20 protein-coding genes are annotated in these 25,207 nt (G+C 44.9%); 7 read left to right on the top strand and 13 right to left on the bottom strand.

The window, feature by feature from the left end; all coding sequences use genetic code 11:
• Window positions 1-2 precede the first annotated feature (2 nt).
• The gene (locus ACMAZD_RS06355; protein WP_102433713.1) at window positions 3-515 is read left to right on the top strand and encodes a DUF2062 domain-containing protein; all 513 of its coding nucleotides are present in this window, start codon (window positions 3-5) and stop codon (window positions 513-515) included.
• Between the two features lie 194 nt (window positions 516-709).
• Here ACMAZD_RS06355 and lolE read toward each other — a convergent pair whose 3' ends face one another.
• The 3 genes from lolE to lolC are packed head-to-tail and all read right to left on the bottom strand — an operon-like array spanning window position 710 to window position 3,848.
• Window positions 710-1,954 (bottom strand): lipoprotein-releasing ABC transporter permease subunit LolE, encoded by a 1,245-nt coding sequence (gene lolE / locus ACMAZD_RS06350; protein ID WP_435248963.1) that lies wholly within the window; start codon window positions 1,952-1,954, stop codon window positions 710-712.
• Complete coding sequence (lolD, locus tag ACMAZD_RS06345) at window positions 1,955-2,647, bottom strand: lipoprotein-releasing ABC transporter ATP-binding protein LolD (protein WP_435248962.1); 693 nt, start codon at window positions 2,645-2,647, stop codon at window positions 1,955-1,957.
• Window positions 2,640-3,848, bottom strand: a complete 1,209-nt coding sequence (lolC, locus tag ACMAZD_RS06340) for a lipoprotein-releasing ABC transporter permease subunit LolC (protein ID WP_435248961.1) — start codon at window positions 3,846-3,848, stop codon at window positions 2,640-2,642. Before lolC ends, lolD begins: the two co-directional genes overlap by 8 nt.
• A gap of 227 nt (window positions 3,849-4,075) precedes the next feature.
• On the opposite strand from lolC, the gene ACMAZD_RS06335 reads away from it, so the two are divergent.
• The 4 genes from ACMAZD_RS06335 to ACMAZD_RS06320 all read left to right on the top strand — a co-directional run bounded on the left by ACMAZD_RS06335 (window position 4,076) and on the right by ACMAZD_RS06320 (window position 9,635).
• Window positions 4,076-4,645 (top strand): PilZ domain-containing protein, encoded by a 570-nt coding sequence (locus ACMAZD_RS06335; protein WP_435248960.1) that lies wholly within the window; start codon window positions 4,076-4,078, stop codon window positions 4,643-4,645.
• A gap of 6 nt (window positions 4,646-4,651) precedes the next feature.
• Window positions 4,652-8,113, top strand: coding sequence for a transcription-repair coupling factor (mfd, locus tag ACMAZD_RS06330; protein WP_435248959.1), 3,462 nt, complete (start codon window positions 4,652-4,654; stop codon window positions 8,111-8,113).
• A 62-nt stretch (window positions 8,114-8,175) separates the two neighbouring features.
• Entirely contained in the window at window positions 8,176-8,943 is a 768-nt protein-coding gene (locus tag ACMAZD_RS06325) for a peptidoglycan binding protein CsiV (RefSeq protein ID WP_435248958.1), read from the top strand.
• A 137-nt stretch (window positions 8,944-9,080) separates the two neighbouring features.
• On the top strand, window positions 9,081-9,635 hold the full coding sequence (locus ACMAZD_RS06320; RefSeq protein ID WP_435248957.1) for a GNAT family N-acetyltransferase: 555 nt from the start codon (window positions 9,081-9,083) through the stop codon (window positions 9,633-9,635).
• A gap of 75 nt (window positions 9,636-9,710) precedes the next feature.
• On the opposite strand, the gene ACMAZD_RS06315 is transcribed toward ACMAZD_RS06320, so the two are convergent.
• The 7 genes from ACMAZD_RS06315 to hinT all read right to left on the bottom strand — a co-directional run bounded on the left by ACMAZD_RS06315 (window position 9,711) and on the right by hinT (window position 16,308).
• The gene (locus tag ACMAZD_RS06315) at window positions 9,711-11,000 is read right to left on the bottom strand and encodes an NAD(P)/FAD-dependent oxidoreductase (protein WP_435248956.1); all 1,290 of its coding nucleotides are present in this window, start codon (window positions 10,998-11,000) and stop codon (window positions 9,711-9,713) included.
• Window positions 11,001-11,510: 510 nt separating this feature from the next.
• A complete protein-coding gene (gene ycfP, locus ACMAZD_RS06310; RefSeq protein ID WP_435248955.1) occupies window positions 11,511-12,050 on the bottom strand; it encodes an alpha/beta hydrolase YcfP in 540 nt (179 codons plus the stop codon).
• A gap of 108 nt (window positions 12,051-12,158) precedes the next feature.
• On the bottom strand, window positions 12,159-13,013 hold the full coding sequence (locus ACMAZD_RS06305; RefSeq protein WP_435248954.1) for a phosphotransferase: 855 nt from the start codon (window positions 13,011-13,013) through the stop codon (window positions 12,159-12,161).
• A 186-nt stretch (window positions 13,014-13,199) separates the two neighbouring features.
• Window positions 13,200-13,790, bottom strand: coding sequence for a penicillin-binding protein activator LpoB (gene lpoB, locus ACMAZD_RS06300; RefSeq protein WP_017107631.1), 591 nt, complete (start codon window positions 13,788-13,790; stop codon window positions 13,200-13,202).
• A gap of 134 nt (window positions 13,791-13,924) precedes the next feature.
• Entirely contained in the window at window positions 13,925-14,308 is a 384-nt protein-coding gene (locus ACMAZD_RS06295; protein WP_435248953.1) for a YcfL family protein, read from the bottom strand.
• The gene (locus tag ACMAZD_RS06290) at window positions 14,308-15,699 is read right to left on the bottom strand and encodes a COG3014 family protein (RefSeq protein ID WP_435248952.1); all 1,392 of its coding nucleotides are present in this window, start codon (window positions 15,697-15,699) and stop codon (window positions 14,308-14,310) included. The genes ACMAZD_RS06295 and ACMAZD_RS06290 overlap by 1 nt, the downstream gene beginning before the upstream one ends.
• A gap of 258 nt (window positions 15,700-15,957) precedes the next feature.
• Window positions 15,958-16,308, bottom strand: a complete 351-nt coding sequence (gene hinT / locus ACMAZD_RS06285; protein ID WP_435248951.1) for a purine nucleoside phosphoramidase — start codon at window positions 16,306-16,308, stop codon at window positions 15,958-15,960.
• Window positions 16,309-16,584: 276 nt separating this feature from the next.
• Here hinT and ACMAZD_RS06280 point away from each other — a divergent pair, with 276 nt between their 5' ends.
• Window positions 16,585-18,576 (top strand): methyl-accepting chemotaxis protein, encoded by a 1,992-nt coding sequence (locus tag ACMAZD_RS06280; protein WP_435248950.1) that lies wholly within the window; start codon window positions 16,585-16,587, stop codon window positions 18,574-18,576.
• 198 nt (window positions 18,577-18,774) lie between these two features.
• Entirely contained in the window at window positions 18,775-19,941 is a 1,167-nt protein-coding gene (locus tag ACMAZD_RS06275) for a DUF1887 family protein (protein WP_435248949.1), read from the top strand.
• 224 nt (window positions 19,942-20,165) lie between these two features.
• Here the strand turns inward: ACMAZD_RS06275 and udp are convergent, their stop codons facing one another.
• The 3 genes from udp to ACMAZD_RS06260 all read right to left on the bottom strand — a co-directional run bounded on the left by udp (window position 20,166) and on the right by ACMAZD_RS06260 (window position 25,191).
• Entirely contained in the window at window positions 20,166-20,924 is a 759-nt protein-coding gene (gene udp, locus ACMAZD_RS06270; protein WP_004736272.1) for a uridine phosphorylase, read from the bottom strand.
• 283 nt (window positions 20,925-21,207) lie between these two features.
• Window positions 21,208-23,559: a zinc/cadmium/mercury/lead-transporting ATPase gene (locus ACMAZD_RS06265; RefSeq protein ID WP_435248948.1), complete on the bottom strand. Its 2,352-nt coding sequence runs from the start codon at window positions 23,557-23,559 to the stop codon at window positions 21,208-21,210.
• Between the two features lie 168 nt (window positions 23,560-23,727).
• On the bottom strand, window positions 23,728-25,191 hold the full coding sequence (locus ACMAZD_RS06260) for an MATE family efflux transporter (RefSeq protein ID WP_435248947.1): 1,464 nt from the start codon (window positions 25,189-25,191) through the stop codon (window positions 23,728-23,730).
• Window positions 25,192-25,207: the final 16 nt, after the last annotated feature.

Below are 25,207 nucleotides of genomic sequence, written 5' to 3'. Positions count from 1 at the left end.
CTATGCCAAGAAAGTTTATCAAACGATTTATGCCTGACCATGAGCTCATCAAGCGTCAGAAAGCATTGAAAATTTTTGGCAATGTTTTGTACAACCCCAACTTATGGTGCCTGAATCGTCGCTCTGCGGCCGGTGCGTTCGCTGTTGGGTTATTCATGGCGTTTGTCCCTTTACCAAGTCAAATGATTATGTCTGCAGGCCTTGCGGTTGCATGTGGTGTTAACTTACCGCTTTCTGTCGCACTGGTTTGGATCAGTAATCCCGTGACTATGCCGGTGCTATTCTACTTTGCTTATAAAGTAGGCGCGTTTGTTATGCATGTGCCGCCTCAAGCTTTCCACTTTGAATTGTCTTGGGATTTCATCTTGGCGCAAATGAGCACCATCGGACCTCCATTCCTATTAGGTTGTCTGATTTGTGGTGTTATCTCTGCGATGATTGGCTACTTTGGTATTCGCGGGCTATGGCGTTATTCAGTCGTAAGAAGCTGGAAGAAACGACAAGCAAGGTACTGAAACTATCGTTGGATGTGGGTGAATTGAAACTCACACTATGAGAAATTAGAACAACATCGGCTCTCTGCAATATTGATATGTAACCAAAGTCGTAAGAAATGCAGTATGAATTCAATAAAAAAGGATCCCATCAGGGATCCTTTTTTGTGTCGGTTGTACATAGCAAATCATGCCATGACGTATTACTTAGAGCATTACTTCGAACTAAGTACCGCTGCTGGGTTCAACTTAGCCGCTCGTGATGCTGGGTAACACGTAGCCAGTAAGCTCAGAACAATAGCAGTACCAGAAACGACAACAACATCTGTCATATCGAGTTGCGAAGGCAAGAAGTCGACAAAATAGATATCGCCGGACAAAAATTGGTGATCAATAAGCTTCTCAAGTCCTTTGATAATCGTAGTTAGGTTAAGCGCGACTAACACGCCTATTGAACTGCCCACCATACTACCTAACACGCCTGAAAATACGCCCTGCCAAACGAAAATACGTTTTACAAGGCCGTCCGATGCGCCCATGGTTCTTAATATTGCGATCTCTGATGCTCTGTCTTTTACTGCCATCATTAGCGTCGAGACAATATTGAAACAAGCCACACCAATAACCATCACCATAACTAGATACATGATGGTGCGAACCAACTGGATATCTCGATACAAGAAACCAAACTTCTGTTGCCAACTGCGCAGGTACACATACACATCGAGCTGATTGCCCACTTCACGCACAATTGAGTTTGCATTCAGAACATCGGTCACTTTTAAAGAAACTCCTGTCACAGCCTCGCCTAGGTTTGCGTAGACTTGCGCATCGCCAATCGGGATTAGAGCCAAGCTGTGGTCTATTTGGCCATTAAGAGTCAGTAAACCAACGACTTTGACTCGAACACGTTTGGGGGCTTGAACCTTCACCGACCCATTAACCGTTGGGATCATCAGAGTTAAGTAATCACCGACTTTCGCGTCGAGCACATTGGCCACGCCAGAACCTAAGATAATCTGTTGTTGCCCTGCCTTAAACTCGCTCCATGCCTGTTTATCGATAAAACTCGATAGGTTCGACACTTGTTGCTCAAGTTGTGGGTCAACACCTCGGACTTCAATCGCTTTTAGCTCTTTGCCCTTTTCGGCAAGCGCAGTAATTTTCACATAAGGTGCCGCCGCTACAACATCATTATGCTGGGTCGCTTGTTCGATCACATGCTCCCAACGAGTCACAGGTTTATTGACTCCCTCAAATTCGCCATGCGGGATAACAGAAAGTACTCGTGACTGTAGTTCACGCTCAAAGCCATTCATCGCAGATAAACCAATGATGATCACCGCGACGCCAACGGCAATACCGATCGTAGAAGACAGAGAGATAAACGACACCATCTTGTCTCGTTGTTTCGCCCGACTAAATCGGCCACCTATCAATAGAGATAAAGAAGAAAACACTTAGCTCTCCTCTTTTTCTACGTTAACTAGCAAACCGTCTTGCATGTGCAGTTGGCGATCCATCTTGCCCGCAAGTTCACCATCATGGGTTACAACCAAGAAAGCGGTATCGTATTCGCGGTTCAATTCTCGCATTAAATCGTAAATAGACAGCGCTGTGTTGTGGTCAAGGTTACCTGTCGGTTCATCCGCCAACACCAAAGCCGGCTTATTAACTAAAGCTCGCGCAATCGCCACACGTTGTCTCTCACCACCAGAAAGCTCCGAAGGTCGGTGATCAACACGATGACTTAGCCCTACTTTATCCAACAAACGTTGTGCTTCTTCTTTTGCTTTAGCAGGCTTTTCACCACCAATTAGCAACGGCATCGCTACGTTTTCAAGCGCCGAGAAATCCGAAAGAAGATGATGGAATTGATATACAAAACCAAGGTGTTGATTACGAAGCTTCGCCTGCTTATTCGAGCTCAAAGACGCTAAGTCCTGTCCAAGAAAACTCACGCTGCCGTCGGTAGCATCATCCAATGCACCTAAAATATGCAATAGCGTACTTTTACCGGAGCCAGAGGTACCAATGATTGCAACCAGCTCACCTTTTTCGATTTCGAAGCTGACACCTTTGAGGACTTCGGTATCCAACGAACCCTCGCGGTACGTTTTACGGATATCATTACATTGAAGAAAATTACTCATAACGAAGGGCCTCAACAGGTTTCACAGAAGATGCACGATAAGAAGGGAATACAGTCGCAACAAGGCTAAGTGCAATAGCCAAAACCACAACAACCGCAATTTGGATTGGGTTGATCAATATTGGCAGCTGTCCACCAAATGAGAACAGAGCAATACCCATAACCTCTAAAATAGTATTGAGATTAGATGCTAGAATCACGCCAATAATGCCACCAGATAATGCACCAATCACACCGCTACTTGCACCTTGAACCATGAAGATTCCCATGACTTGGCCATCACGCATACCTTGAGTTTTTAAAATGGCGACTTCGGATTGCTTCTCCATCACCACCATAATCAGCGCAGAAATGATATTAAACGCCGCAACACCGATGATGAGACCCAGCATCAAGCCCATCATGTTTTTTTCCATTCGAACAGCTTGGAATAGCTCGCCACGTTGGTCACGCCAATCACTCCACACCCAACCTTCCGGTAACAGAGTATTCGATAAATCTGCAACTTCAAATGGGTCATCAAAAAACAATCGCCAGCCTGAAATCGTATCAGACTTATAACGCATCAAACGCCCTGCATCTTGAATGTGTGTGACCATCAACTGCGCATCAATATCTGAACCCGTATTAAAAATACCGGCCACGATGAAATTTCGCTGGCTAGGTATGCGACCTAATGGTGTGTATTGGCTGGCACTGGTGACCATTAAGCGAACTTTGTCCCCCATAGACACTTTCAAGCTTCTTGCTAAGGTATGACCAAGGAAAAGCTGATACTGACCAGCTTGGAGTGAAGACAGTCTGCCAGCAATTAAATGATCCTGAAGAGGGTCATCTGAATTGGGCTCAATACCGATTAACAGGCCGGCAGATAACTGAGCCGGACTTTGGATCACCGCCTCACTGCGAACAATAGGTTCAACGTGACCATTGAGCGACATTTGCTCCGCAAAGTTAGGCGCTTGAGCAGAAAGTGACGTTGTGCCTCCTTGCTCGTATACAACGGCTTGAGGAAGTACACCAAGAATTCGATCTTTTAACTGCGCTTCGAATCCATTCATTACCGATAAAACAGTAACCAAAGACAGCACACCAATGGTGATTCCGGCCGTCGACATATAAGAAACAAAACGGCTAAAGCGATCACCTGAACGGCCTTTCAAATAACGCAGGCCAACAAATAATGAAATAGGATGAAACATACTTTGAACCATCTAAAGGAGATGCGGGTTAATGTAACGGGTATTTCCGTCACTGTGTAGAGGTTAATTGAAAATATAGAGTGAATTAACTCAATTAGTTAGGCTTGAAAAACAGAACCTTGTCAAATAGCCAACTTTCAAACAACTATTTGAGACTTTCAATTAACTGACCTTGATTACTGCGGCCACATAGCGATAATCAATGGATCACTTCAAGGAACTAACGCATGACAGAACAAGAGTTTTTCACCGTTCACCACAGCCTTACCGCTAATATTGAGCCAATGGACATCAACTTCGCTTTACCTTCTCAGATTCAGTTCGAATCGGAGATCCCTGCCCCTTTTGTTGTGGCAAGTGAGTTTAGCCAATTGGACTTATTAGCCGACAGTGCTCGCAACGAACTGAAAAACAGCGACTTGAAGAATGTCATCAGTTTATTGGATGCACAGAACTCTAAATTAAATCTCTTGTTGAGCTTTATGTTGTCGCAACAAGATGATGAACAATTTCGTACCCACACGTATTCATTTGGCGCGAGTCAGTTCTCTTGTTTTTCCAAAACAGATATCGAAGCGGGTCGCTTAGTAAAAGCCAAACTCTTTATCGAGCACCCTGCCGCCGCTATCTATTGCTACGCGGAAGCCTTCGCTAGCGAACCTAAAGATTCAGGCTTCGAAATCAAATTCAAATACACTCATCTTCGTGATACTGACCAAGACTTGCTGATCAAGGCTGCACTTCATCAACAACAAAAGCTCTTACGTCAACGCTCTCTAGAACGAGATAACAAGTAAATAGACATGACAAAACAATCCATTTTTACACTACCTAAGCTCAAAGGCGCCGGTGATAAAAAACACATCGGTAACCTAGTTGGTTCATCTCTCGAGCTTACTATTGCTAAACTCGCGGAGCAGCATAACAGCCATACTTTACTTGCGGTGCCCGATCCTCAAATCGCACTCAAGCTTCAATCAGAAATTGAGCAGTTTACGTCACATGAAGTGGCACTATTCCCTGACTGGGAAACGCTGCCATACGATAGCTTCTCGCCGCACCAAGAGATCATTTCTGACCGTATAGCGCGACTTTATGCATTGCCAACGTTAAAAGATGGCATCACGATCGTTCCGATCAGCACGCTTCTACAGCGTCAATCGCCGCGTGACTTCTTGTTACAACATACCTTAATGGTAAAAACCGGCGACCTCTACTCGTTAGAGAAGCTACGCCTTCAGCTTGAAAAATCGGGCTATCGTTACGTTGATCAAGTGTTTGGCCCGGGTGAATATGCGAGCCGAGGTTCAATTCTCGACTTGTTCCCGATGGGCAGCAAAGACCCATATCGTATCGACTTTTTCGATGACGAGATCGACACGATCCGTACTTTCGATCCTGAAAACCAACGCTCTATCGAAGACATCTCTGAGATCCGATTACTGCCAGCACATGAGTTTCCAACCTCAGAAAGCGCAATCGAAGATTTCCGAATTCGCTGGCGTCAGCAATTCGATGCGCGTCGTGAACCAGAATCTGTCTACATGCAGGTTTCTAAAGGTACCTGGCCTGCCGGTATTGAATATTGGCAACCGCTGTTTTTTGACCACACCGAAACCTTGTTCGATTACGTTGCCGATGAAGCTCAACTCTTGGTTCTTGGTGACGTAGAAATAGCTGTTGATGCTTTCCTTACCGACGTTGCTCATCGATACGAACAGCGTGGTGTTGATCCATTAAGGCCTTTATTAAATCCAGAGCAATTGTGGCTGAAAAAAGATGAGTTGTTCGCTCACTTTAAGCAAAAACCACAAGTTAACCTGAGCTTAGACACAATTGAAGAAAAAGCAGGCCGCATCAACCTACCGGTTGTATCACTGCCAGATTTGAGTGTTCAGCATCAAAACAAAGAGCCTCTGACCAATCTCAGAAAATTCACGGAAGCCTTCGATGGCAAAGTGGTATTTTCAGTTGAGTCTGAAGGTCGCCGTGAAGCCCTGAGTGAATTACTCAGCGGCATTAAAGTACGACCAAGTGAAGTTGAAAACCTGGATGCGGCCATTAAGGTAAAAGACAAGTTCAGCCTCATATTAGGCTCGGCTGAACACGGCTTTATCCAGGAAGAGCAAAAAATCGCTCTTGTCTGTGAAAGTGATTTATTAGGCGATCGCGTTGTACAGCGTCGCAAGAAAGACAAGAAAAGCGTTAACAGCGATACCGTAATCCGTCACTTAGCGGAACTTAAACCGGGTCAACCGGTTGTTCACATTGACCACGGTATTGGCCGCTATATCGGCTTGCAAACACTTGAAGCCGGTGGCATGAAAACCGAATACGTGACACTTGAGTATCAAAACGATGCCAAGTTATACGTGCCCGTTGCTTCTCTGAACTTGATTGGCCGTTATTCAGGTGGTGCTGAAGATTCTGCACCACTGCACAAACTCGGTGGCGAAGCATGGCAGAAAGCTCGCAAGCGCGCCGCCGAGAAAGTCCGTGACGTTGCCGCAGAACTACTTGATGTTTACGCTAAGCGTGAGCTCAAACCTGGCTACAAATTTGTCTTGGACCGCGGTCAATATGCGACCTTCAAATCGGGCTTCCCGTTTGAAGAAACCGACGACCAAGCGATGGCAATCAATGCTGTGATGTCTGATATGTGCCAAGCAAAAGCCATGGATCGCTTAGTGTGTGGTGATGTGGGCTTTGGTAAAACAGAAGTCGCAATGCGTGCTGCGTTCGTGTGTACCGATAACGACAAACAAGTCGCGGTGCTAGTACCAACTACCCTACTTGCTCAGCAGCACTTTGAAAACTTCCGAGACCGTTTCGCCAACTTGCCAATTCGTGTTGAGGTTCTGTCTCGATTCAAATCAGCTAAAGAGCAAAAGTTAATCATGCAAGATGTCGCTGACGGTAAAGTCGATATCTTGGTGGGTACTCACAAACTGCTTTCTAGTGAAATTAAATTCCAAGACCTTGGCTTACTGGTTGTCGATGAGGAACACCGCTTTGGTGTACGTCAAAAAGAGAAAGTGAAAGCGATGCGTGCCGATGTTGATATCCTAACGCTAACCGCAACGCCTATTCCACGAACGCTGAATATGGCGATGAGTGGCATGCGCGATCTTTCTATCATCGCAACGCCACCAGCACGACGCCTAGCGATAAAAACCTTCGTTCGCGAAAGTGACGATGCCGTAGTAAGAGAAGCGGTACTGCGTGAAATCATGCGTGGTGGTCAGGTTTACTTCCTGCACAATCAAGTCGACACCATTGAAAAAACAGCCGAGTCCCTACAGAAGTTGATTCCCGAAGCTCGTGTAACGGTCGCTCATGGTCAAATGCGAGAGCGCGAACTAGAACGCATAATGAATGACTTCTACCATCAGCGTTTTAACTTGTTGGTATGTACCACCATTATCGAAACAGGTATCGACGTTCCGACAGCTAATACCATCTTGATGGATAGAGCCGACAATCTCGGTTTAGCGCAACTGCATCAATTACGTGGTCGTGTGGGTCGTTCGCATCACCAAGCTTACGCCTACATGCTAACACCGCACCCGAAAGCGATGAGCAAAGACGCAATTAAGCGATTAGACGCGATTGCCTCTTTGGAAGACCTGGGCGCCGGTTTTACCCTAGCGACTCACGATTTAGAGATTCGAGGCGCGGGTGAACTGTTGGGTGACGAGCAGAGTGGTCAAATCCAATCGGTTGGCTTTACGCTGTATATGGAAATGCTTGAGCAGGCTGTTGAAGCATTGAAAGAAGGTCGAGAGCCATCGCTTGACGACCTACTGCGTGAACAAACTGAGATCGAAATGCGTTTGCCTGCGTTATTACCAGATGACTATATCCCAGACATCAATACTCGATTATCGACCTACAAGCGTATTGCGAGCGTCAGTGACACAGATGAACTGGCAGAGCTTAAAGTTGAACTGATCGACCGCTTTGGCAGTCTTCCTGATGCAACCAAGAACTTATTATCAGTTTCTGAACTAAAATTGGCGGCTGCGTCAATCAAAGCGAAGAAAATTGAAGCTCACGACAAGGGCGGATTCTTAGAATTCTACCCAGATGCTGACATAAACCCGGCCTACCTTGTTAAACTATTGCAATCCCAACCGCAAAAGTTTTCAATGGAAGGACCAACAAAGTTCAAGTTTACGATACCATTGGTAGACAGACGGAAACGCATTCAATTTGTTAGTGATTTATTGGGCGAATTCAGACAGAACTTGCTGCCTTCGGCATAAAACCCAATCCACTGAACATATAAATTATCCAGCCGTTACAGCGGCTGGAAGACGGAGTAAAAATGAAAATACTGATCCCACTGCTACTATTGTTCGTCTCACTGCCAAGTTTGGCTCAGAGACAATTTGATATAGAAGTGATCATTTTCAAGCGCGCTGTTGATGCAGAAAAAGTCAACGAGTCTTGGCCGAACACTCAGCCGAAGATTTCACTTGAACGCGTTGGTTCATTTCAAGATACCCAATACCGCTCGAAGAAAGGCGTACAAATGCTGCCTTACTCAGAGTACAAGCTAACGCCTCAGAAAGACAAACTGCGTAAGCACGCAGGCTTTGAAGTTCTGATGCATACCGCTTGGCGTCAAGGCGACCAAGGTAAGAGCTCGGCACCTGTTTTCCATATTCAAGCAGGCAAAGACTTCTCTAAAGATTTCAATGCAGATGGTTCTGAAAAAGGTGCTATCACCGCAGGCATTGCCGATGAATTCAAAGAAGAGACTATTGATAAGCCACTATACGAACTAGACGGCGAGCTACAGATCTACGTGCAGCATTACCTATACGCTGAAACCACGCTAGATTTAAAAGCGCCAAGCGTTCGTGAAATGACTCTAAAAGAACAGCCTATTGAGTTGGATACGCCGGTAAGCGGTGCAGACAGCAATGTTCAAGTAGGTAACTTAACTGAGATCTCACCGACAGTGCAGGTAGAAGAATTCCTTAAGAGCTACCGCATGGATCAAAAGCGTCGCATGCGTAGTACAGAAACTCACTACCTTGATCACCCACTTCTGGGCATGGTGATTCAAGTTAGACGTGTAGCGCAGTAAGTTACTTGCCGATTCGGCTATAATTATATAAATAATTCAATCCGCCCTCCTAGTGAGGGCGTTTTATTAAGTGCTATCTATCTTTATTCTGTACTGACTCTCTTTGTTCAGTACTTACATGTAATTCGGTATTTCTTATGAGCCCTGACTTCCAGATAAATACTCAACACCTCAGCCTCAAAATTATTGAAGCTATAGACGCTCCAGAGTTTTCTCGGTTGATCCAAACATCCCCGAGCCTATTTCCCTGGGTAGACTGGTGCCACGATGCGTTCTCTATTGTAGAAGCCGAGAAATTCATTCTGGCTACCCGCTTAAATTGGGTAAAAGCAGACGCATTTGGGTTTGGTATTTTTGAACGCCGCAGCAATAAGCTGGTTGGAATGGTGGCAATCAATGAGCTTTACCATACCTTCAATATGGCAAGTTTAGGCTATTGGGTTGGCGACGAATTTCAACGAAAAGGGATCGCAAAAGAAGCGATGTTGACCTTATTTGAGTTCTGCTTTGCCCAACTCAAACTAACGCGTTTAGAGATTATTTGCGATACAGAAAACCTACCAAGCCAAAGGTTGATAGAGAAGTGTGGCGCAGAGCGTGAAACCATTGCCAAGAACCGTTTTATCTTTAACGGCAAACCAAAAGACGGTGTGGTTTATTCCGTGTTACCTCCAAGTTCTTTAGTTCTTTAGTTCTTTAGTTCTTTAGTTCTTTAGTTCTTTAGTTCTTTAGTAAGCATAAAGCAGCAGATCATCTTCAGCGAATAATTAGTGCAGCTTTAGATTTGGACGCAACACACGGTTGATTCGGCCTACCAACATCATTAACGACGTTTTTATGATGCCGTGAAGCGCGACTTGGTGCATGCGATACAAAGAGATGTAAACTACACGAGCAATGCGACCTTCGACCATCATTGAGCCTTTAGTCAGGTTACCCATCAAACTACCTACCGTAGAGAAACGGCTTAGTGAAACAAGCGAGCCTTTGTCTTTATAGACATAATCTTTCAGGTCACGACCATTCAGTTTAGCAATGATGTTGCTGAATGCGCAGCTTGCCATTTGGTGAGCCGCTTGTGCACGAGGTGGAACAAATGAACCATCCGCTTGTGTACATTGTGCCAAGTCACCGATAGCAAAGATATTGTCATCAAGCGTGGTTTGCAGTGTATTTTTCACAACCAATTGGTTGATACGGTTAGTCTCAAGACCGCCAATATCTTTTAGGAAATCTGGTGCTTTGATACCCGCAGCCCAAACCATAATTTGCGCTGGAATCTTATCGCCATCTTTGGTTGTTAGGCCTTCAGAATCAGCCTGAATCACCATAGTGTTAGTACGCACTTTAACACCAAGCTTAGTTAGCTCAGAATGCGCTGCGCTCGAAATACGAGGTGGTAAAGCTGGAAGGATTCGCTCACCCGCTTCAACAAGGTTAACGTTCAGCTTGCTTGAATCTAGATCACCAAAACCGTAAGTACGAAGCTCTTTCACAGCGTTGTGCAGTTCAGCAGAAAGCTCTACACCTGTCGCGCCTGCACCAACAATCGCGATATCAACAGTGCTTTGACCATTTTTAGCGTGAAGTTTTAAGAACTGGTTGTTCATTTCCGTACGGAAACGGTGAGCTTGTTCTGGGCTATCAAGGAAAATACAGTTGTCATGAACGCCAGGAGTGTTGAAGTCGTTTGATGTTGAACCAATTGCCATTACTAGAATGTCGTATTCCAATTCACGGCTTGGCATCAGCAATTCACCGTGGTCATCTTTCAGTTCGCTCAGTGCAATCACTTTACGCTCACGATCGATGTCGTTCAGGCTGCCCATTTGGAAATCGAAGTAATGGTTTTTTGCATGTGCTCGGTAGCTTAATGCATCAACACCTTCGTCTAGTGAACCTGTCGCTACTTCATGAAGTAATGGTTTCCATAGGTGGCTTGCTTTACGGTCAACCAGAGTAATCTGGGCACGATTTTTACGTCCTAAAGTGCGGCCTAGCTTAGTTGCTAGTTCTAAACCACCAGCACCACCGCCTACTACGATAATTTTTGTCACAATGGCAATCCTCTACAAAATGAATAAATGGGATTCGGCTCGATTACTCCAACCGATAAATTCTATGTATCTACTCGGCCTTAAATGCGAAGGCTGTTATAAATTGGATAACCGCGAAAAAGAATAACGACAGCTCACCGAGTAGTTAGAAGGATTACAAACAACAAACATTGGCTTGTCGCTTTGCTCACGTGGATAAAAAGGTGACTACCTGAGAGGTAGAGCACAAATAATGGGCAAGTTTTATCACTCGCTCTCAATTTTTCTTGATATTTATCAAAATATTCTGCCTAGGAACATTATATATAGCAATAAGATGACCGCAACAAAAATCCTTACCCTCAATGAGGATTCGGGGATAATTAGTTAACGTTTGCGCAAGCTTATCTATAAATACGTAAACTCATCGATAAAACATATACAACTGTTTTATCAATGCCCGTTTCTAGGATTCAGATGTAAAAAAGCAGCACGCAAATGAGTGCTGCTTTTTTAAAATAGAAGGGTGAATTAGGCGTTTTTAAACACTTTCATTGCTTGAAGGTGTTGAGAGATCTTTTTAAATTTATGACTCTCTTTTTCATCCCAGATTACCTCATAGTAATCCCCAAGTTCAGCTTCCGTTCGCGTATTGTCTTGAATTTCATCTTCACGAGACAACACAACCAAACAGCGTCCCTTGTTTTTCATACGATACTGAGCGACACACTTAGTCGCAATATCTTCATACTCTTCAGGACGGTCAATTCGCCCCACCATATTGTTCTCTGGTTGCAGATTAGGGTTGAAAACCACCTGCTTAATCCCACATAAGAAACCAATACGCTCTGACCAAAAACCCCCTAAACCAACACCACAGATAATGGGGTGCGGATCATCAGATTGTTCTATCACTTTATGCACTTCTTTAAGAAGATGCTGCATATCGTGCTTTGGATGCAAAGTACTGTAGTTGATGAAACGAACGTCATCATCAATGAATTGCAACTGCAGTATTTTTTCGTGATTGCCCGGGCTAGTTGAGTCGAAACCATGTAGATAAATAATCATTAGTACCTCCCTGTTGAATATTGGTACGTTTTAATTAATCTAACATGAAAAATAAGGTTTTAAAGGGAACACCAAAGAAGTTATATTTTTCACTTCCTAAACGTGATCCTAGCGACAGAAAGTGTGACTCAATAACTCAGCTTCACGCAGATAACTTTCATCACCCCAAAGTTGATGTGCCAGTAAATACCACAACATGGCCATCATTCGACTTCGTGGCAACCAGGCCTCTACGCCATCAAGCCAAGGCTGAACATCATGAATGCCTCTGAGCTGACAGTACTTATTGACCGCTTCGATAACTGGCGCCTCAGCAACCGCAATCGTTAAGGTCAAGTCGAGCCTCGGGTCTGCTAGCGCCGCGTATTCCCAGTCAATGATCTTAATCCCATCTTGGTTCTTCACAAGGTTATAGCCACCAAGATCAAAATGACACAAAGACAGGTCAACACTTGGGATACTTGGAGCCACGCGCCACTCTTGATAAATCTTGGTGCAGGTTTCAGTTTTATGAATAGCATCAAGTTGAAGCCAGTAATGATCGACTCGCGCTGTGAAACTGAACGGTTGGATCGGCAATCGCGCGGTATTAACCAAATGCACCGAGATCAGAGTCTTCAACAAATCATCAAGTTCTAAGCCTTCGTAAAGAGTCGCACCCGTAATCCATTCAACCAATAAGCCTTGCTCATTGACCACTATTGGACTTGGCCCGATACCTAGACGCTCAATTGCGGAAAGCACTTGATACTCTTCATGACGAGAGATAAAGAAGGCTTTGGTGATCGGTGTGATTGGACGCCAAACATACGCAGTGCCATCGGCTAACACCAACTTCCAACATCGATTGGTCAAACCGCCTGTCAGCGTCTGCGCCCTAGCTGGTGACTCAGAAAAGTACCCACCCAGCGAATTCAAACTGGTATCAAGAAGCTTAGCCTCAGGCCAAGAAAAAATTGCCATTGCTCATTCCCTATAAACGTTTCCATTTCCCTACAAAAAAGACACTGACCAAAAGCCAGTGTCTTTTATTAACAGCACATCATGTACTGCATTGGCTTGTGACCAAGCTATATGTTGCCAAGATTAAGCGCAGTCAAGACTGAGCGTTGACAAAGCTGGCTACGCTTAACTGGCAAGTAAGCTAGATTAAAGACCCAACAGGCTCTTAGATTGTTGCTTGCGGATTTCAGTCTCGTCAGCCCACTCAATTAAGCCAGACTCAAGATCCATTAAGCGCATGGTCATTTTGTAGTATACGTCTTCATCGCTACCGTCTTTCTTCACGATGCTTGATAGGTTGCCGTACAACATGTACTGAGCGCCAACCATTTTACCGAACTGGATTGCTGAGCTTTGGTTTACAAGTTCATCGTTGTTTTGGAAGTTCAGTTGGTCACGAACAGACTCTACACGGTCCATATCAACGAAGCGGAACTTACCAGAGTTCAGCATTTTCGTACTGATGGTGTCAGTGATTGACTCAGTATCAATGTGCTCACTGGTTTTGTTCTTGATGCGTTCTACGAATACGATTGGACGCTGCTCACGTGTGATGTAAGAAACAGAACCAGAAGCCATCATGCTATCGACCATTTCGCCAGCAATCGTTTGAAGATCTGTTGAACCGAAATCGATTGTTGTGGTTTCTACTGCTTGTGCATCACCGTAGCTTACCTTGTTTGAACAACCGCCTAAAATAACCGCTAAACCTAGTAGCGCAATGACACTCTTTTTCATTTTGTTTCCTCAACTTATCACTGAGCGGGGTTACCCTCACTCTTAAATTCTTATATTAGCGAATCAATCCGCTTTCTGTAGCCCGAATCGATATTAACCCGAGCTCACTTTAACTATGTCTATTCTCGCAGAGCTTACTGCTCTCGGAACTGAACTCGGAACTGAGTTGCTTTCGGGTTTACCGACACTTCCGACAACGAAATACTTTCAAAGCCACGAACAATCGCTTGCTTCCAAGGGCCTTGCTTTAGGTTGACCTCAAGCCCAGCATCGTCGTACCAGTAGAAACGATAAAGGATATGTTGATCGCCTTTATAGTCACTGTTTAAACGAACAATGCCTCTTGTATGACCATCAATTTGATCAGTGCGGATATCATCAACTACAAGTCGACTGCCTAGCACGTTGTCACCAAAGAATACGTTTTGAGTTAGGCTATCAACCCTTACGCCTGCTGTGTTATCAGCACAACCAGCCAGAGCGATGACCGCTGCTACGCTCACTAACCACTTTTTCATTACAGCCTCCCTAGCTGTTTATGCCATATTGTTGCGTTATTGCCTTGTCGAGAAATCCAAACCAAGGTGGTCTGCCCTTCTCTAATATCAAAGTCATACGTTCTAGCACCCGCTTCTAACGTATATTGACCGCTATTTGCTACAAACGTGCTGCTCTTGATCTCTGCGGGTAAAGATTGCCAGCTGCGCGTGTCTGGTTGCTCCGTAAAGGTATTCCAGACATTAAACAGAATGTTACCCACATCATTGCCTTGGGTCGCTTCTTTACGAATACGATCTTTCGCGACGACACGCAGTGCTTGGCGAATAACAATACTTGTCATGCGCTCAGATAAATCGTTTTGAGCCATCGCGTTTACATCCGTGATCAAATGTTCTTGTAACGGCTGTCCACTGATTTGTAAGGCAGAAAAACGCTCTACGTTTTGGCTCGGGTAATATGGCAGCGCCAGAGAATATATTGCACCTTGATCGCGACTGTCATAAATAGGTAAATCTAAACGCCAACTGTCCATGGCTTGAACAGCGCTCTGCTCTTGCAGCACAATCACACGGCCTTGACCGCTGCTAATCTTAGAAGATTGTTTGTAGCGTTTTTCAAGTGTCGCTAAATCTTGTCGCATTCCTAAACGAGCGGCTGTTGCCATCGTTCTATCAATAATTTCTTGGTTCTCTGGCATCACAGCCAAAGCACGTCGATAGTCTACATAAGCGCTGTTCAGATCGTTTGAAGCTTCATAAAGCAGACCCGATAAAAACATCAGATACGCGTTCTGTACTGACTGCAGCTTTTTACCCGCGTCTGGGTAATTCGCAAGGATACTACCCACATTGGCAGATAAACCCTGCTTCTTCGCATCGTTGGCTGCACTTTCTAATTCAGCTTCACGTTGCTTCTTCGCTTGTTCTTGAACTTGGTTGGCGCGACGCATTTCGATCACCGCACCTTCTAAATCGTTTTTCTTGAGATAATTTAAACCGAGATAGAGATGAAGAAAGCCTAACTCGTAATCAGGCGGCACATACTCGGTAATATTATCATTAACAGCCAACGCACCCACACTGGTTGCACTGTCTGAAATAGAAATCACGGCTTTATTTTGTTGATCTTTTACTGCCTGATCAGCCAATTCAAACGAAGACTTACTCTCAGGGTATTTTTGATCAAGCAGATTAATTCGGCCTCTTTCAAAGTTATCAAGGATATTGCCTGCTACGTAATCTGGTAACTCTTGTTGAGCCTCTGAATAATCCCCAGATTTCACTGCTTGATAGATATCTTTGTTTTGCGCGCTGTAATGACTGAACAGACTCCCTGCAGAAATACTCGCACAACCCGCGGTCAACGCCGATAATAGGGCAATGGAAGCGAATCTTAACTGTTGCTTCACTTATCGTCTCCGTGCATGTTTACATGCCAACTTTATGTGTCTCATTATCAAAACGAAACATGTTGTTAAAAGAATCTCATGCAAGTTGCTACCTGCTTAATTTAGCTCTGCCTGGGTGATGCCGATATTCAGACAACAGATAAAACTTAAAGTTGGCATACAAACAACAAATTTTCCAACTGGCTGTTTATGTTAGTTAACCCATTAACTTGTATTAACGCGCTCATTAACTTTTTCGTTAGCGCATTAGCCTTTTAATTAGCTCATTAAAAGAGGGCCAAGCGGACGGCCACCCACTAAATGCATGTGAATATGGTAAACCTCTTGGCCACCGTGAGAATTACAGTTCACGATAAGACGGTAACCATCTTCTGCGATGCCTTCTTCTTTCGCTAACTTACGGGCAACAGTAAACATGCGTCCCATCATTGCTTCATCTTCTATTTCAACATCGTTGGTTGTAGGGATCAGCTTGTTAGGGATAATTAGGATATGGCTAGGAGCGCGAGGGTTAATATCACGGAATGCCGTTACTAAGTCGTCTTGATATAGCAGTTCTGCTGGGATGTCTTTATTGATGATCTTACTAAAAATGGTTTCTTCAGCCATGTTTTTCTCCGATAAAACATTGAGTTTTTAATGCTTTGAGTATGCGCTATGCCGCATCAAACCACAATAAATCTGCTTTAAAGCATAATAAAAAACACCGTTCAAATCAAAGAAAACGAGTCTTAGCTCTCAAGAATGGCATATTGGTTATAACTGAGCGTTATTTTTGACGTGTGCGTCATAAAATGCGCAAGCGGAGCTCAATAGAATGCTGACAATTTTGTTAGTTTTACTTTGACCTGACATTGGGTCTGCATTTTTATTAGGGAGAAAGCCATGAAGGGATCTGTGATCAAGCGTATGTACGCTGGTTTCGCACTGATCATCATCATGTTCGCAGTCACGATAACCATCATGATGAACAGCATGAATCAGATACACAGCAATTTTGAGAGTGTCTCAGAAACCTCATTACCGCTTGTTGCGCTTTCAAATCAAACAAGTGTCCAATTGCTCTCTGCTGATAAGTCATTCAAGGACTTCTTAACCACACAAAACGTTGAACGTATGGCTGTAATGCGTTCAACATTTGTCGAATCACAAGACGCTTTCTCTGAAGCATTAGGAAGATTAGAAGCCGCAAGTGAAGACAAAATCACTCTCGTTGAGCGTGTTAATCAGTTAAGAGCAATGGAAGATCGCTACTTTACTGAAGCCGCAGAAGCGATGACCAACTATGTGACAATGTTCGAAGCACAAGAACAAGTACAAAAAGCATCGCGTGATTTCCAACGCTTACATTCTGAATTAACAGTCGGGATGAAAGAGTATGTTGCCGACCAGAAAAGCATCTCTGTAAAAGTAATGGCGAAAAGCTACTTCATCAAACTGCAAGATGCTGAGGTTATCACTTCAGATGCACTAGCAAGTTCTGATGTAGCCTTCGTGCAAAAAGCCGTGAACCAAAATAAGAAGGCCGTGACTCACCTAAACTACGCATACCGTGGTTTAGCGACACAACTGCCTGCGCTTAAAAATGTCTTCGATGAATCGGTTCAAAAATTCACCAAAGACGTAGGCCAGAAAGGCGGCGTATTAGACAAACACAACAACTACCTGCAAGCGAAACAAGCGCTGTACGTCAACATCGCAAACTTAGCCGTTGAAGTTGACCAAGCGATGGCGGTATTGGATTCATTCAACGTGACTGCTGAAGAGCAACTCAACGCCTCTTTAGCTGACGCGAGCAGTATCTACGACAAAGGCCTATTCAACGCAATTGCAATTGGTATTGTTGTTACCGTATTTGCAGCCGCAATTGGTTACCACATTGCACACAGTGTAAGAGAGCCATTAACTCGTATTCTTGGCACATTAGAAGGCCTGACTGAAGGCGATATGACTCAGCGTATAGATATTCGTTATGATAATGAATTCAGCCGTGTGAGCCGTCACATCAACACCTTGGCCGACAATCTACGCAATATTCTGGTGAAGCTGAATGACGCTTCCGATGACTTAACTAAGACAGCAAGCGTAAACCAGAAAACTTCTACAGAAACGCAGGCTCAACTGAACAGCCAACGCGAACAAACGGCAACCGTAGCGACTGCGATGACAGAAATGTCTCATTCAGTACAAGAAGTGGCAAACAGTGCGCAAAGCTCTTTAACCATGGTTCAACAAGTGGAATCGGCTTCTGAATCTGGTCGTCAAACCATGAACACCAACATCAGTACCATTAACCAACTTGAGGTTCGCTTGACCGAATCTGTAGGTGCTGTAGGTGAGTTGCAACAGATGAGTAGCCAGATTGGTTCTATTCTCGATGTGATCCGCGGGATTGCCGAGCAAACCAACCTACTAGCACTGAATGCAGCGATCGAAGCGGCGCGTGCTGGTGAACAAGGTCGTGGTTTTGCCGTGGTTGCCGATGAAGTTCGAGTGCTTGCACAGAAGACGACACAATCAACGTCTGAAATCGAGACGATGATCAGCAACCTGCAATCAAGTTCGAAAACGGCAAGCAACGTCATTGAAAGTTGTATGAGCGATATGGACATGTCGGTTCAACAAGCTTCAAGTGCGAACAGTGCCATGGAAGAAATCCAAGCATTGATTCTAGAGATCAGCCATATGAGTACGCACATCTCTCAAGCAGCTGCTGAGCAGAGTGAAACTTCTGGCGATATCGCGCGCAACATTGAAGACATCAACCACATTGCAGATGCAAGTTACCAAGCGATGTCATCGATTGCAGAAGCGAGCCAAAACCTAACAATTCTGGCAAATCAGCAAGGTGATTTGGTTCATCAATTCAAGCTATAGGTAGCTGAGAAATTGATAGATATTTAGTGAAAACATTGGGACTTATTACCCAATAGCGGTAACTATTTGAACAAGGGCAACTTTTATCAAGGTTTGCCCTTGTTTTTTATGATCTTTGTCATTATATGATTATTAAGGCTTGCTGCTTCCCGTTTTTTTCTTTCACCTTTATGAGCGAGCCGCTATTAAGGAATTTATATGGCTGTTCATGTTGGCATTATCGATCAAGATCCCATTCGCTTGATCACCCCCCTACTCGATAACCGAACGATCAGCTCTCATATCGTGTTTATCGGCGACAAGAATCAAGTCAGCATGTACCAACGCTTAGACAGTGTTTTGCAGAAGCGCGACATTACCAGTGAGTTTTTCGAGATCCCAACCCTCGTAAATACATCTGCGATTAAAGCCTCTATCCAAACCCTTGCCGAAGACCTCAAAGCTCGTGGAGAAGAAGTGAAACTCAACGCGAGTTGTGGCCTTCGTCACCGCCTACTTTCTGTGTACGAAGTATTTCGTACTTATCATTGGCCAATCTTCGTGGTTGAACCGAACAGTGACAAGCTGTGCTGGTTATACCCAAGTGGCAAGGAAGACGCACAAGTGCAAGACCGTATTACCATCGACGACTACCTAACTGTGTTTGGTGCTCGTGGTGAATTCAGCGATGTACAGCTATCTCCTCAACTTGACCAGAAGCTGTATGAACTGGGCGAACGTTGGGCAAGTAACGCATTAGAGTTAGGCCCAGGCCTCGCAACATTGAACTACCTTGCAACCACCTGTCGTAAAGAACAAAAGCTCGCTGTCGGTCTGTCTGAGAAACAACAAGGCTATCGTGAACTCAACATGCTACTGAGTGATTTAGTTGAAGCTAAGATTGCCACTTATGACAATGGTATTTTGACGTTTGCCAATGAAGATGCACGACGTTTCTCTAATGGCGAATGGCTAGAGACTCTGGTTCACAGTACAGTTAAACAAATCCAAGATGACATGCCGACCATCCAAGACCGTTCTTTGAATGTTCAAGTTTACCGTCAATTAGGTGAGCGTGAGGTTCGTAATGAGCTTGATGTTGCTTCTGTCGTGAACAATAAGCTCCACATCATCGAATGTAAGACCAAAGGCATGCGTGATGATGGTGATGATACCTTGTACAAGCTGGAATCGCTGAGAGACCTATTAGGTGGCCTACAAGCACGTGCCATGCTGGTTAGCTTCCGCCCTCTTCGTCATAATGACATCACACGCGCAGAAGACCTTGGCCTTGCGTTGATTGGCCCTGACGAATTGAAAGATCTGAAAACACACCTAACGGTATGGTTTACCGCAGCCGGTGGTGATGAAGATTTAGAGTGCTAAAAACCAATTGACTCTTGAGAGCTTAGCGCTCTTAATTACATCTAAAAAGGCGAATGACGATTAAATCACTCGCCTTTTTTGTTATCCGGCCATTCGTCTATTTCGCTCTATTTTCATCTTTCAACTATCTATGCTTTTAATTTCTTTACCCCATAAAAAATGGCCGCATCATTCGATGCGGCCATTTTTAAATCTTGGAAACAGACTTAAAGCATTTATACAACTTAAAGCATTTTACGAGCAGCTTCTACAACCACTTTGATTGAACGAGCTTCTGTTACTTTTAGCGTTTCGTGATCAGGCGTCTCTTTTTGAGTACGGTTGATGATTACACCAGCAACACAGCCTGCTTTCAGTCCAGAACTTGCACACATAGTTAACAGTGTTGCAGATTCCATTTCAAAGTTTAGAACGCCCATGTCTTGCCATTCTTGCATAGAACCTTGGAAACGCTTAACAACGCGACCAGAGAACGTGTCGTAACGCTCTTGACCTGGGTAGAACGTATCACTTGATGCCGTTACACCCATATGAACTGTTGCACCTGATTCGTCAACTGCCGCTTTCATTGCTGTTGCTACTTCGAAGTCAGCAACTGCTGGGAACTCCATTGGAGCAAAGTGCAGGCTAGCGCCGTCTAGACGAACAGAACCAGTCGATACGATCATGTCACCCACGTTTACGTGTGGTTGGATAGCGCCAGTAGTACCAACACGAAGGAAAGTGCGAACACCCAGTTGAGCTAGCTCTTCTACAGCGATAGACGTTGATGGACCACCGATACCTGTTGAACATACAACAACTGGCTTGCCGTCTAGCTCTGCGCGGTAAAGCGTGTATTCACGATGGCTAGCAAGAAATACTGGATTCTCCATCTCTTCTGCAATTTTTTGTACACGAGCAGGATCACCAGGGATGATCGCAAGAGTAGCACCGTTAAGATCTGCTTCAGTAACACCTAAATGGAAAACAGCTTGAGACATAGTTCGCTCCTTTTGGCTTATTGGGCTTTTCACCCTTATTTAAGCTCATAGTAAATTCGTGGGGTACAAACACACTCTAACCAAGCTCACCATAAAATTAAGTGATGCGCATCACACCAATGATCGCAACAAGACTTCAAGTTTCACGAAAAACCGATTGGCATCACAAAAACAAGCAAACCATACGCCTACGTTGCATACTATTGAGACAAAAAACGCCTTTAGCTTATTAAGGCTAAAGGTGTTTATTTGTATCAAAATAGTGGATATTAGCTAGAAGTGCTCAATCCGCTTTAGATTTGAATCGCAGCAAACGCAGTGCGTTCAATGTGACTAATGCCGTCGCACCACTATCAGCTAATACCGCAACCCACAAACCGGTAATACCCAGTAAGCTGGTCACCAAGAACACGCCTTTCAAACCGAGCGCTAGAGCCACGTTTTGACGAATATTGTTCATGGTTGCTTGCGATAACTCAATCATCGCTGGCAGTTCAGTAAGGCGATTGTGAGTCAGTGCTGAATCCGCAGTTTCCAAGGCGACATCAGTACCTCCTCCCATCGCGATACCCACGTTGGCGGTTTTCATCGCTGGCGCATCATTGATGCCATCCCCGACCATCGCAACGTGCGATTGCTGAGAAAGCTCTTCAACATAAGACACCTTGTCACTTGGAAGCAAGTTCGCCTTATACTGCATACCAATCTTGCTACTTATAGCAGCCGCACTGCGTGGGTTGTCACCCGTCAGCATGATAGATTGAATACCGAGATCGTTAAGTCGTTCAATCGCAACTTTCGCATCACTACGCAAGGTATCTTGCCAAGCAATCAGACCAATCACTTTGGTCGCCTGCTCTTGAAGCTCCTCTTGATGTTTAACCTCTAGAGCAAGGACAACCGTTTTACCTTCGCCTTCAAGGGCTTCAACTTTTTCCACCACTTCAGAAGCGAGGTCAAACGTGACTTTAGACGGTGCGAGAACTTGGTATTTAACACCATCAACATCGCCTTCAACACCACTGCCGATCAACGCCTTCTTATTTTGAGATTCTGGAATCTCAATATTCAGATCTTTGACCTTGGCAACCAGTGACTGTGCCAATGGGTGGGTTGAACCTACTTCAATTGCAGCCACTACGCGTAGCATTGCGTCTTGCTGCCAATCAGATAGAGGTTGGATATCCGTAACCTGAGGCTTACCCTCCGTCAATGTACCCGTTTTATCAAAAGCGATGGTTTGAATTTTACCAAGCTGCTCCAGTGCCGCACCGCCTTTAATCAGCGCACCGCGTTTTGCGGCGGCTGCCAAACCAGAGGTAATCGCTGCTGGCGTAGAGATAACCAGTGCACAAGGACAAGCAATCAGTAACAAGGCTAAACCTCGATAAACCCAGGTTTCCCAAGGTTGAGCAAACAACAATGGCGGCGTGATGATCACCAACAGCGCGACAACCATCATCAATGGTGTGTACCAGCGGCTGAATTTATCTAGGAAGCGCTCCAGTGGTGCCTTGCGAGATTCGGCTTCTTCTATCAGGTGTAAAATACGGTCAATCGCATTCTCGCCCTGCTTTGAAGTAATCGTAATACGCACGACTTTATCAACCACCACGGCACCAGCCATGATGTTGTTACCTTCGATGTGTTCAACTGGGATAGATTCACCCGTTAAAGCACTTTCATCAAAGCTTGCAGCATCGGTGATTAGTTGACCATCAGCAGGCAGACGAGATCCTGCCGCAACTTCGATGACATCGCCAGGAACAAGATCGCTAACTTCTACTTCGACACGTTCGCCGTTAATGATCTTGGTCGCATTCTCCGGAACCAGTGCCATTAAGGCTTGAACACCACTTCTTGCTCTCGACGAGGCAAAGGCTTCTAAACGTTCACCGATCAAGAACAATAATAAAACCATCGCGGCTTCTGCGGTTTCACCAAGATATAAAGCACCAAGAGCAGCGACACTCATTAATGTTTCGATTGCAAAAGGTGTCCCTGAACGGGCAAGTTGAACCGCTTTTTTTGCGACAGGATAAAGCCCTAGTAAACAGGTAGCGACGAATAAGCCTTCGCTCAGTTGAGGCTGAGAACTTTTAAGTAAGGCGGCGATCAGCATTGAGACTGCAATCGCTATAATTTGCCAATTAGGTTGGATATGAGCTTGCCAAAAAGTCTCTGGTTGTTGTTTTTGTCTCTTGGAACCCACTTCCATCAATGGGAAGCCCGTTTTGATAGAGACTTTTTCGATGGTTTCGGCAAGGTTTTCACTATCGAATTTAACAACAAGCTTTTCGGTAGCGAATAAAACTTTAGCTTCAATAACACCTTCGATGTTACTGATCGCTTTTTCTATTTTTCGAGCACAAGCTGGACAGTCCATTCCAGAGACCAGCCAAATTTTGGAAAATTGGGCGTTAAGAGACTCAGTTAAGGGCAGCCGGTCTTCTTCTCCACTGTCTGAACCACAACAATCATCTGCTGGTGCAGAAGCCGTTGTAGAACTGCAGCATGATGATAACGTGCCTGCGGCTGTAATGCTGGTAACTTTAGGACTAGAACAGGTCGCCCCAATCGCTTGCGGTTGAACGTCCACTTTTGTTGAGCGGCACGCTGCATGTTTTGCGCACATAATGTATCTCCTTAATACTCAAAAAGCCTTAAGGTTGTTGCCAGTAGAATGAGCAACCAAACCTTAAGTTCCTTAAAAGTATAAACCTTGGAGGTAACTCCAAGGTCAAGAAGAAGTGATCAATCTCTTCGATTTTTTATCGAAAGCCATTGATGTTCTTATATGGTGTTACTGCTGCTTAAGCTCAGTAGCCTCTTCTCTATTCGCTGATACATCATCAATCAGAACCGCATCATGTGAACAAAAAGGTTGAGTGTTCAAGCTGACAATCGATACATCGTCTTCGACTGGGTCGATTTGAGATCCCGCCATCAGTTCAGCAACATGATAACGAAGTACCAAAATACCAAGCAGACCAAATACGACGTTACCCAGCGCTTGTCCATACAATACGCCCAGAGCGCCATACCACTGCGATCCTAAATAAACAAAAGGCAGAGTCCCTAATGTCGCTTTGCCTAAGTTCAACGCCGTTGAATACAGTGGTTTACCTAAGTTATTAAACGACGTATTGGCGACAAAGAGTGCACCATTGAATGTGAAGGTCAAAGCAACATAGGTACAGAAAGCCGCGACAATAATCGCCGCATCACCTTGTAGGCTGAAACCTTGGATGATGTAGTCTTGAACAAAGTACAAAAGAATACAGACCGCGATGGTATAAACCGTGGTCACCAACAATGAGTTATTCAGCGTCTCCTTCACTCTGTCTACTCGATCAGCACCAAAGTTCTGCCCGATGATTGGGCCAACAGCGCCAGAAAGCGCAAATATCACCGCGAAACACACCGGGGTCAGACGGCCAATCACCGCGAAACCAGCAACGAAATCTTCGCCATATTGGGCAATACCCGTGGTGACAATCGCATTGCCGATCGGCGTGGCGGTATTGGTAATAATTGCAGGAATAGCAATCGCAACAATAGGACGAATGTTAAGACGCCACTGCACCATCGAGGGCAGAGCCACCAGCTGATGGCTGCGTATCAACGGATACAGTGAGAAAAAGAGAACCGAGACACGCGCAATAACAGAAGCAATCGCGGCCCCTTCGATGTTCCAGCCAAAACCAAAAATGAAGAGAGGGTCTAAGATTGCGTTAACAATACCACCAGACAAAGTTGCCCACATCGAACGCTTGGCATCCCCAGCTGCTCTTAAGCCTGCACCCGCAGCCATGGCCAACGCTAACAGTGGCCCACTCGGCAACAAAATTTTCAGATAGGCCTGCGCACGTTCAGCAGCAACACCTTTGGCTCCAATCGCGGCCAATAATTCAGGGATGTGTGCAAACATGATCGCAGTAACGGTTGAACTAATCACGAATGCGGTCAGCATAATACTAGTGCTTAAGTTTCGGGCTTGGTCTCTATTTTTTGAGCCAATCGCTTTAGAAACTAAGGCTCCCATTGCAATCGAGGTACCAATCGACACTGAGGTCGAGAAGAAAGTTAAGGTACCTGCAAAACCCACTGCCGCCGCCAACTCGACTTGACCGAGCATACTGATAAACAGCATGTCCAGTAAGTCGACGACAAACAACGCCATCAAACCGACAGAGCCAGCTCCCGACATCACCAATATGTGGCGCATCGTTGAACCTTCTACAAACTTTGCAGTTTGATTTGACATGAAACCTCCAAAAGCT

It is taken from the genome of Vibrio sp. nBUS_14, assembly GCF_051201655.1.
Lineage (GTDB): Bacteria > Pseudomonadota > Gammaproteobacteria > Enterobacterales > Vibrionaceae > Vibrio.
Note: the sequence above shows the minus strand (reverse complement) of the source record. Positions and strands in the feature narration are given on the sequence as shown.

Excerpts from the sequence above, each read along its gene's own strand:
- ACMAZD_RS06355 (WP_102433713.1), top strand. The coding sequence starts at position 3 with ATGCCAAGAAAGTTTATCAAACGATTTATGCCTGACCATGAGCTCATC.
- lolD (WP_435248962.1), bottom strand. The coding sequence starts at position 2,647 with ATGAGTAATTTTCTTCAATGTAATGATATCCGTAAAACGTACCGCGAG.
- lolC (WP_435248961.1), bottom strand. The coding sequence starts at position 3,848 with ATGTTTCATCCTATTTCATTATTTGTTGGCCTGCGTTATTTGAAAGGC.
- ACMAZD_RS06335 (WP_435248960.1), top strand. The coding sequence starts at position 4,076 with ATGACAGAACAAGAGTTTTTCACCGTTCACCACAGCCTTACCGCTAAT.
- mfd (WP_435248959.1), top strand. The coding sequence starts at position 4,652 with ATGACAAAACAATCCATTTTTACACTACCTAAGCTCAAAGGCGCCGGT.
- ACMAZD_RS06325 (WP_435248958.1), top strand. The coding sequence starts at position 8,176 with ATGAAAATACTGATCCCACTGCTACTATTGTTCGTCTCACTGCCAAGT.
- ACMAZD_RS06320 (WP_435248957.1), top strand. The coding sequence starts at position 9,081 with ATGAGCCCTGACTTCCAGATAAATACTCAACACCTCAGCCTCAAAATT.
- ycfP (WP_435248955.1), bottom strand. The coding sequence starts at position 12,050 with ATGATTATTTATCTACATGGTTTCGACTCAACTAGCCCGGGCAATCAC.
- ACMAZD_RS06305 (WP_435248954.1), bottom strand. The coding sequence starts at position 13,013 with ATGGCAATTTTTTCTTGGCCTGAGGCTAAGCTTCTTGATACCAGTTTG.
- lpoB (WP_017107631.1), bottom strand. The coding sequence starts at position 13,790 with ATGAAAAAGAGTGTCATTGCGCTACTAGGTTTAGCGGTTATTTTAGGC.
- ACMAZD_RS06295 (WP_435248953.1), bottom strand. The coding sequence starts at position 14,308 with ATGAAAAAGTGGTTAGTGAGCGTAGCAGCGGTCATCGCTCTGGCTGGT.
- hinT (WP_435248951.1), bottom strand. The coding sequence starts at position 16,308 with ATGGCTGAAGAAACCATTTTTAGTAAGATCATCAATAAAGACATCCCA.
- ACMAZD_RS06280 (WP_435248950.1), top strand. The coding sequence starts at position 16,585 with ATGAAGGGATCTGTGATCAAGCGTATGTACGCTGGTTTCGCACTGATC.
- ACMAZD_RS06275 (WP_435248949.1), top strand. The coding sequence starts at position 18,775 with ATGGCTGTTCATGTTGGCATTATCGATCAAGATCCCATTCGCTTGATC.
- udp (WP_004736272.1), bottom strand. The coding sequence starts at position 20,924 with ATGTCTCAAGCTGTTTTCCATTTAGGTGTTACTGAAGCAGATCTTAAC.
- ACMAZD_RS06265 (WP_435248948.1), bottom strand. The coding sequence starts at position 23,559 with ATGTGCGCAAAACATGCAGCGTGCCGCTCAACAAAAGTGGACGTTCAA.
- ACMAZD_RS06260 (WP_435248947.1), bottom strand. The coding sequence starts at position 25,191 with ATGTCAAATCAAACTGCAAAGTTTGTAGAAGGTTCAACGATGCGCCAC.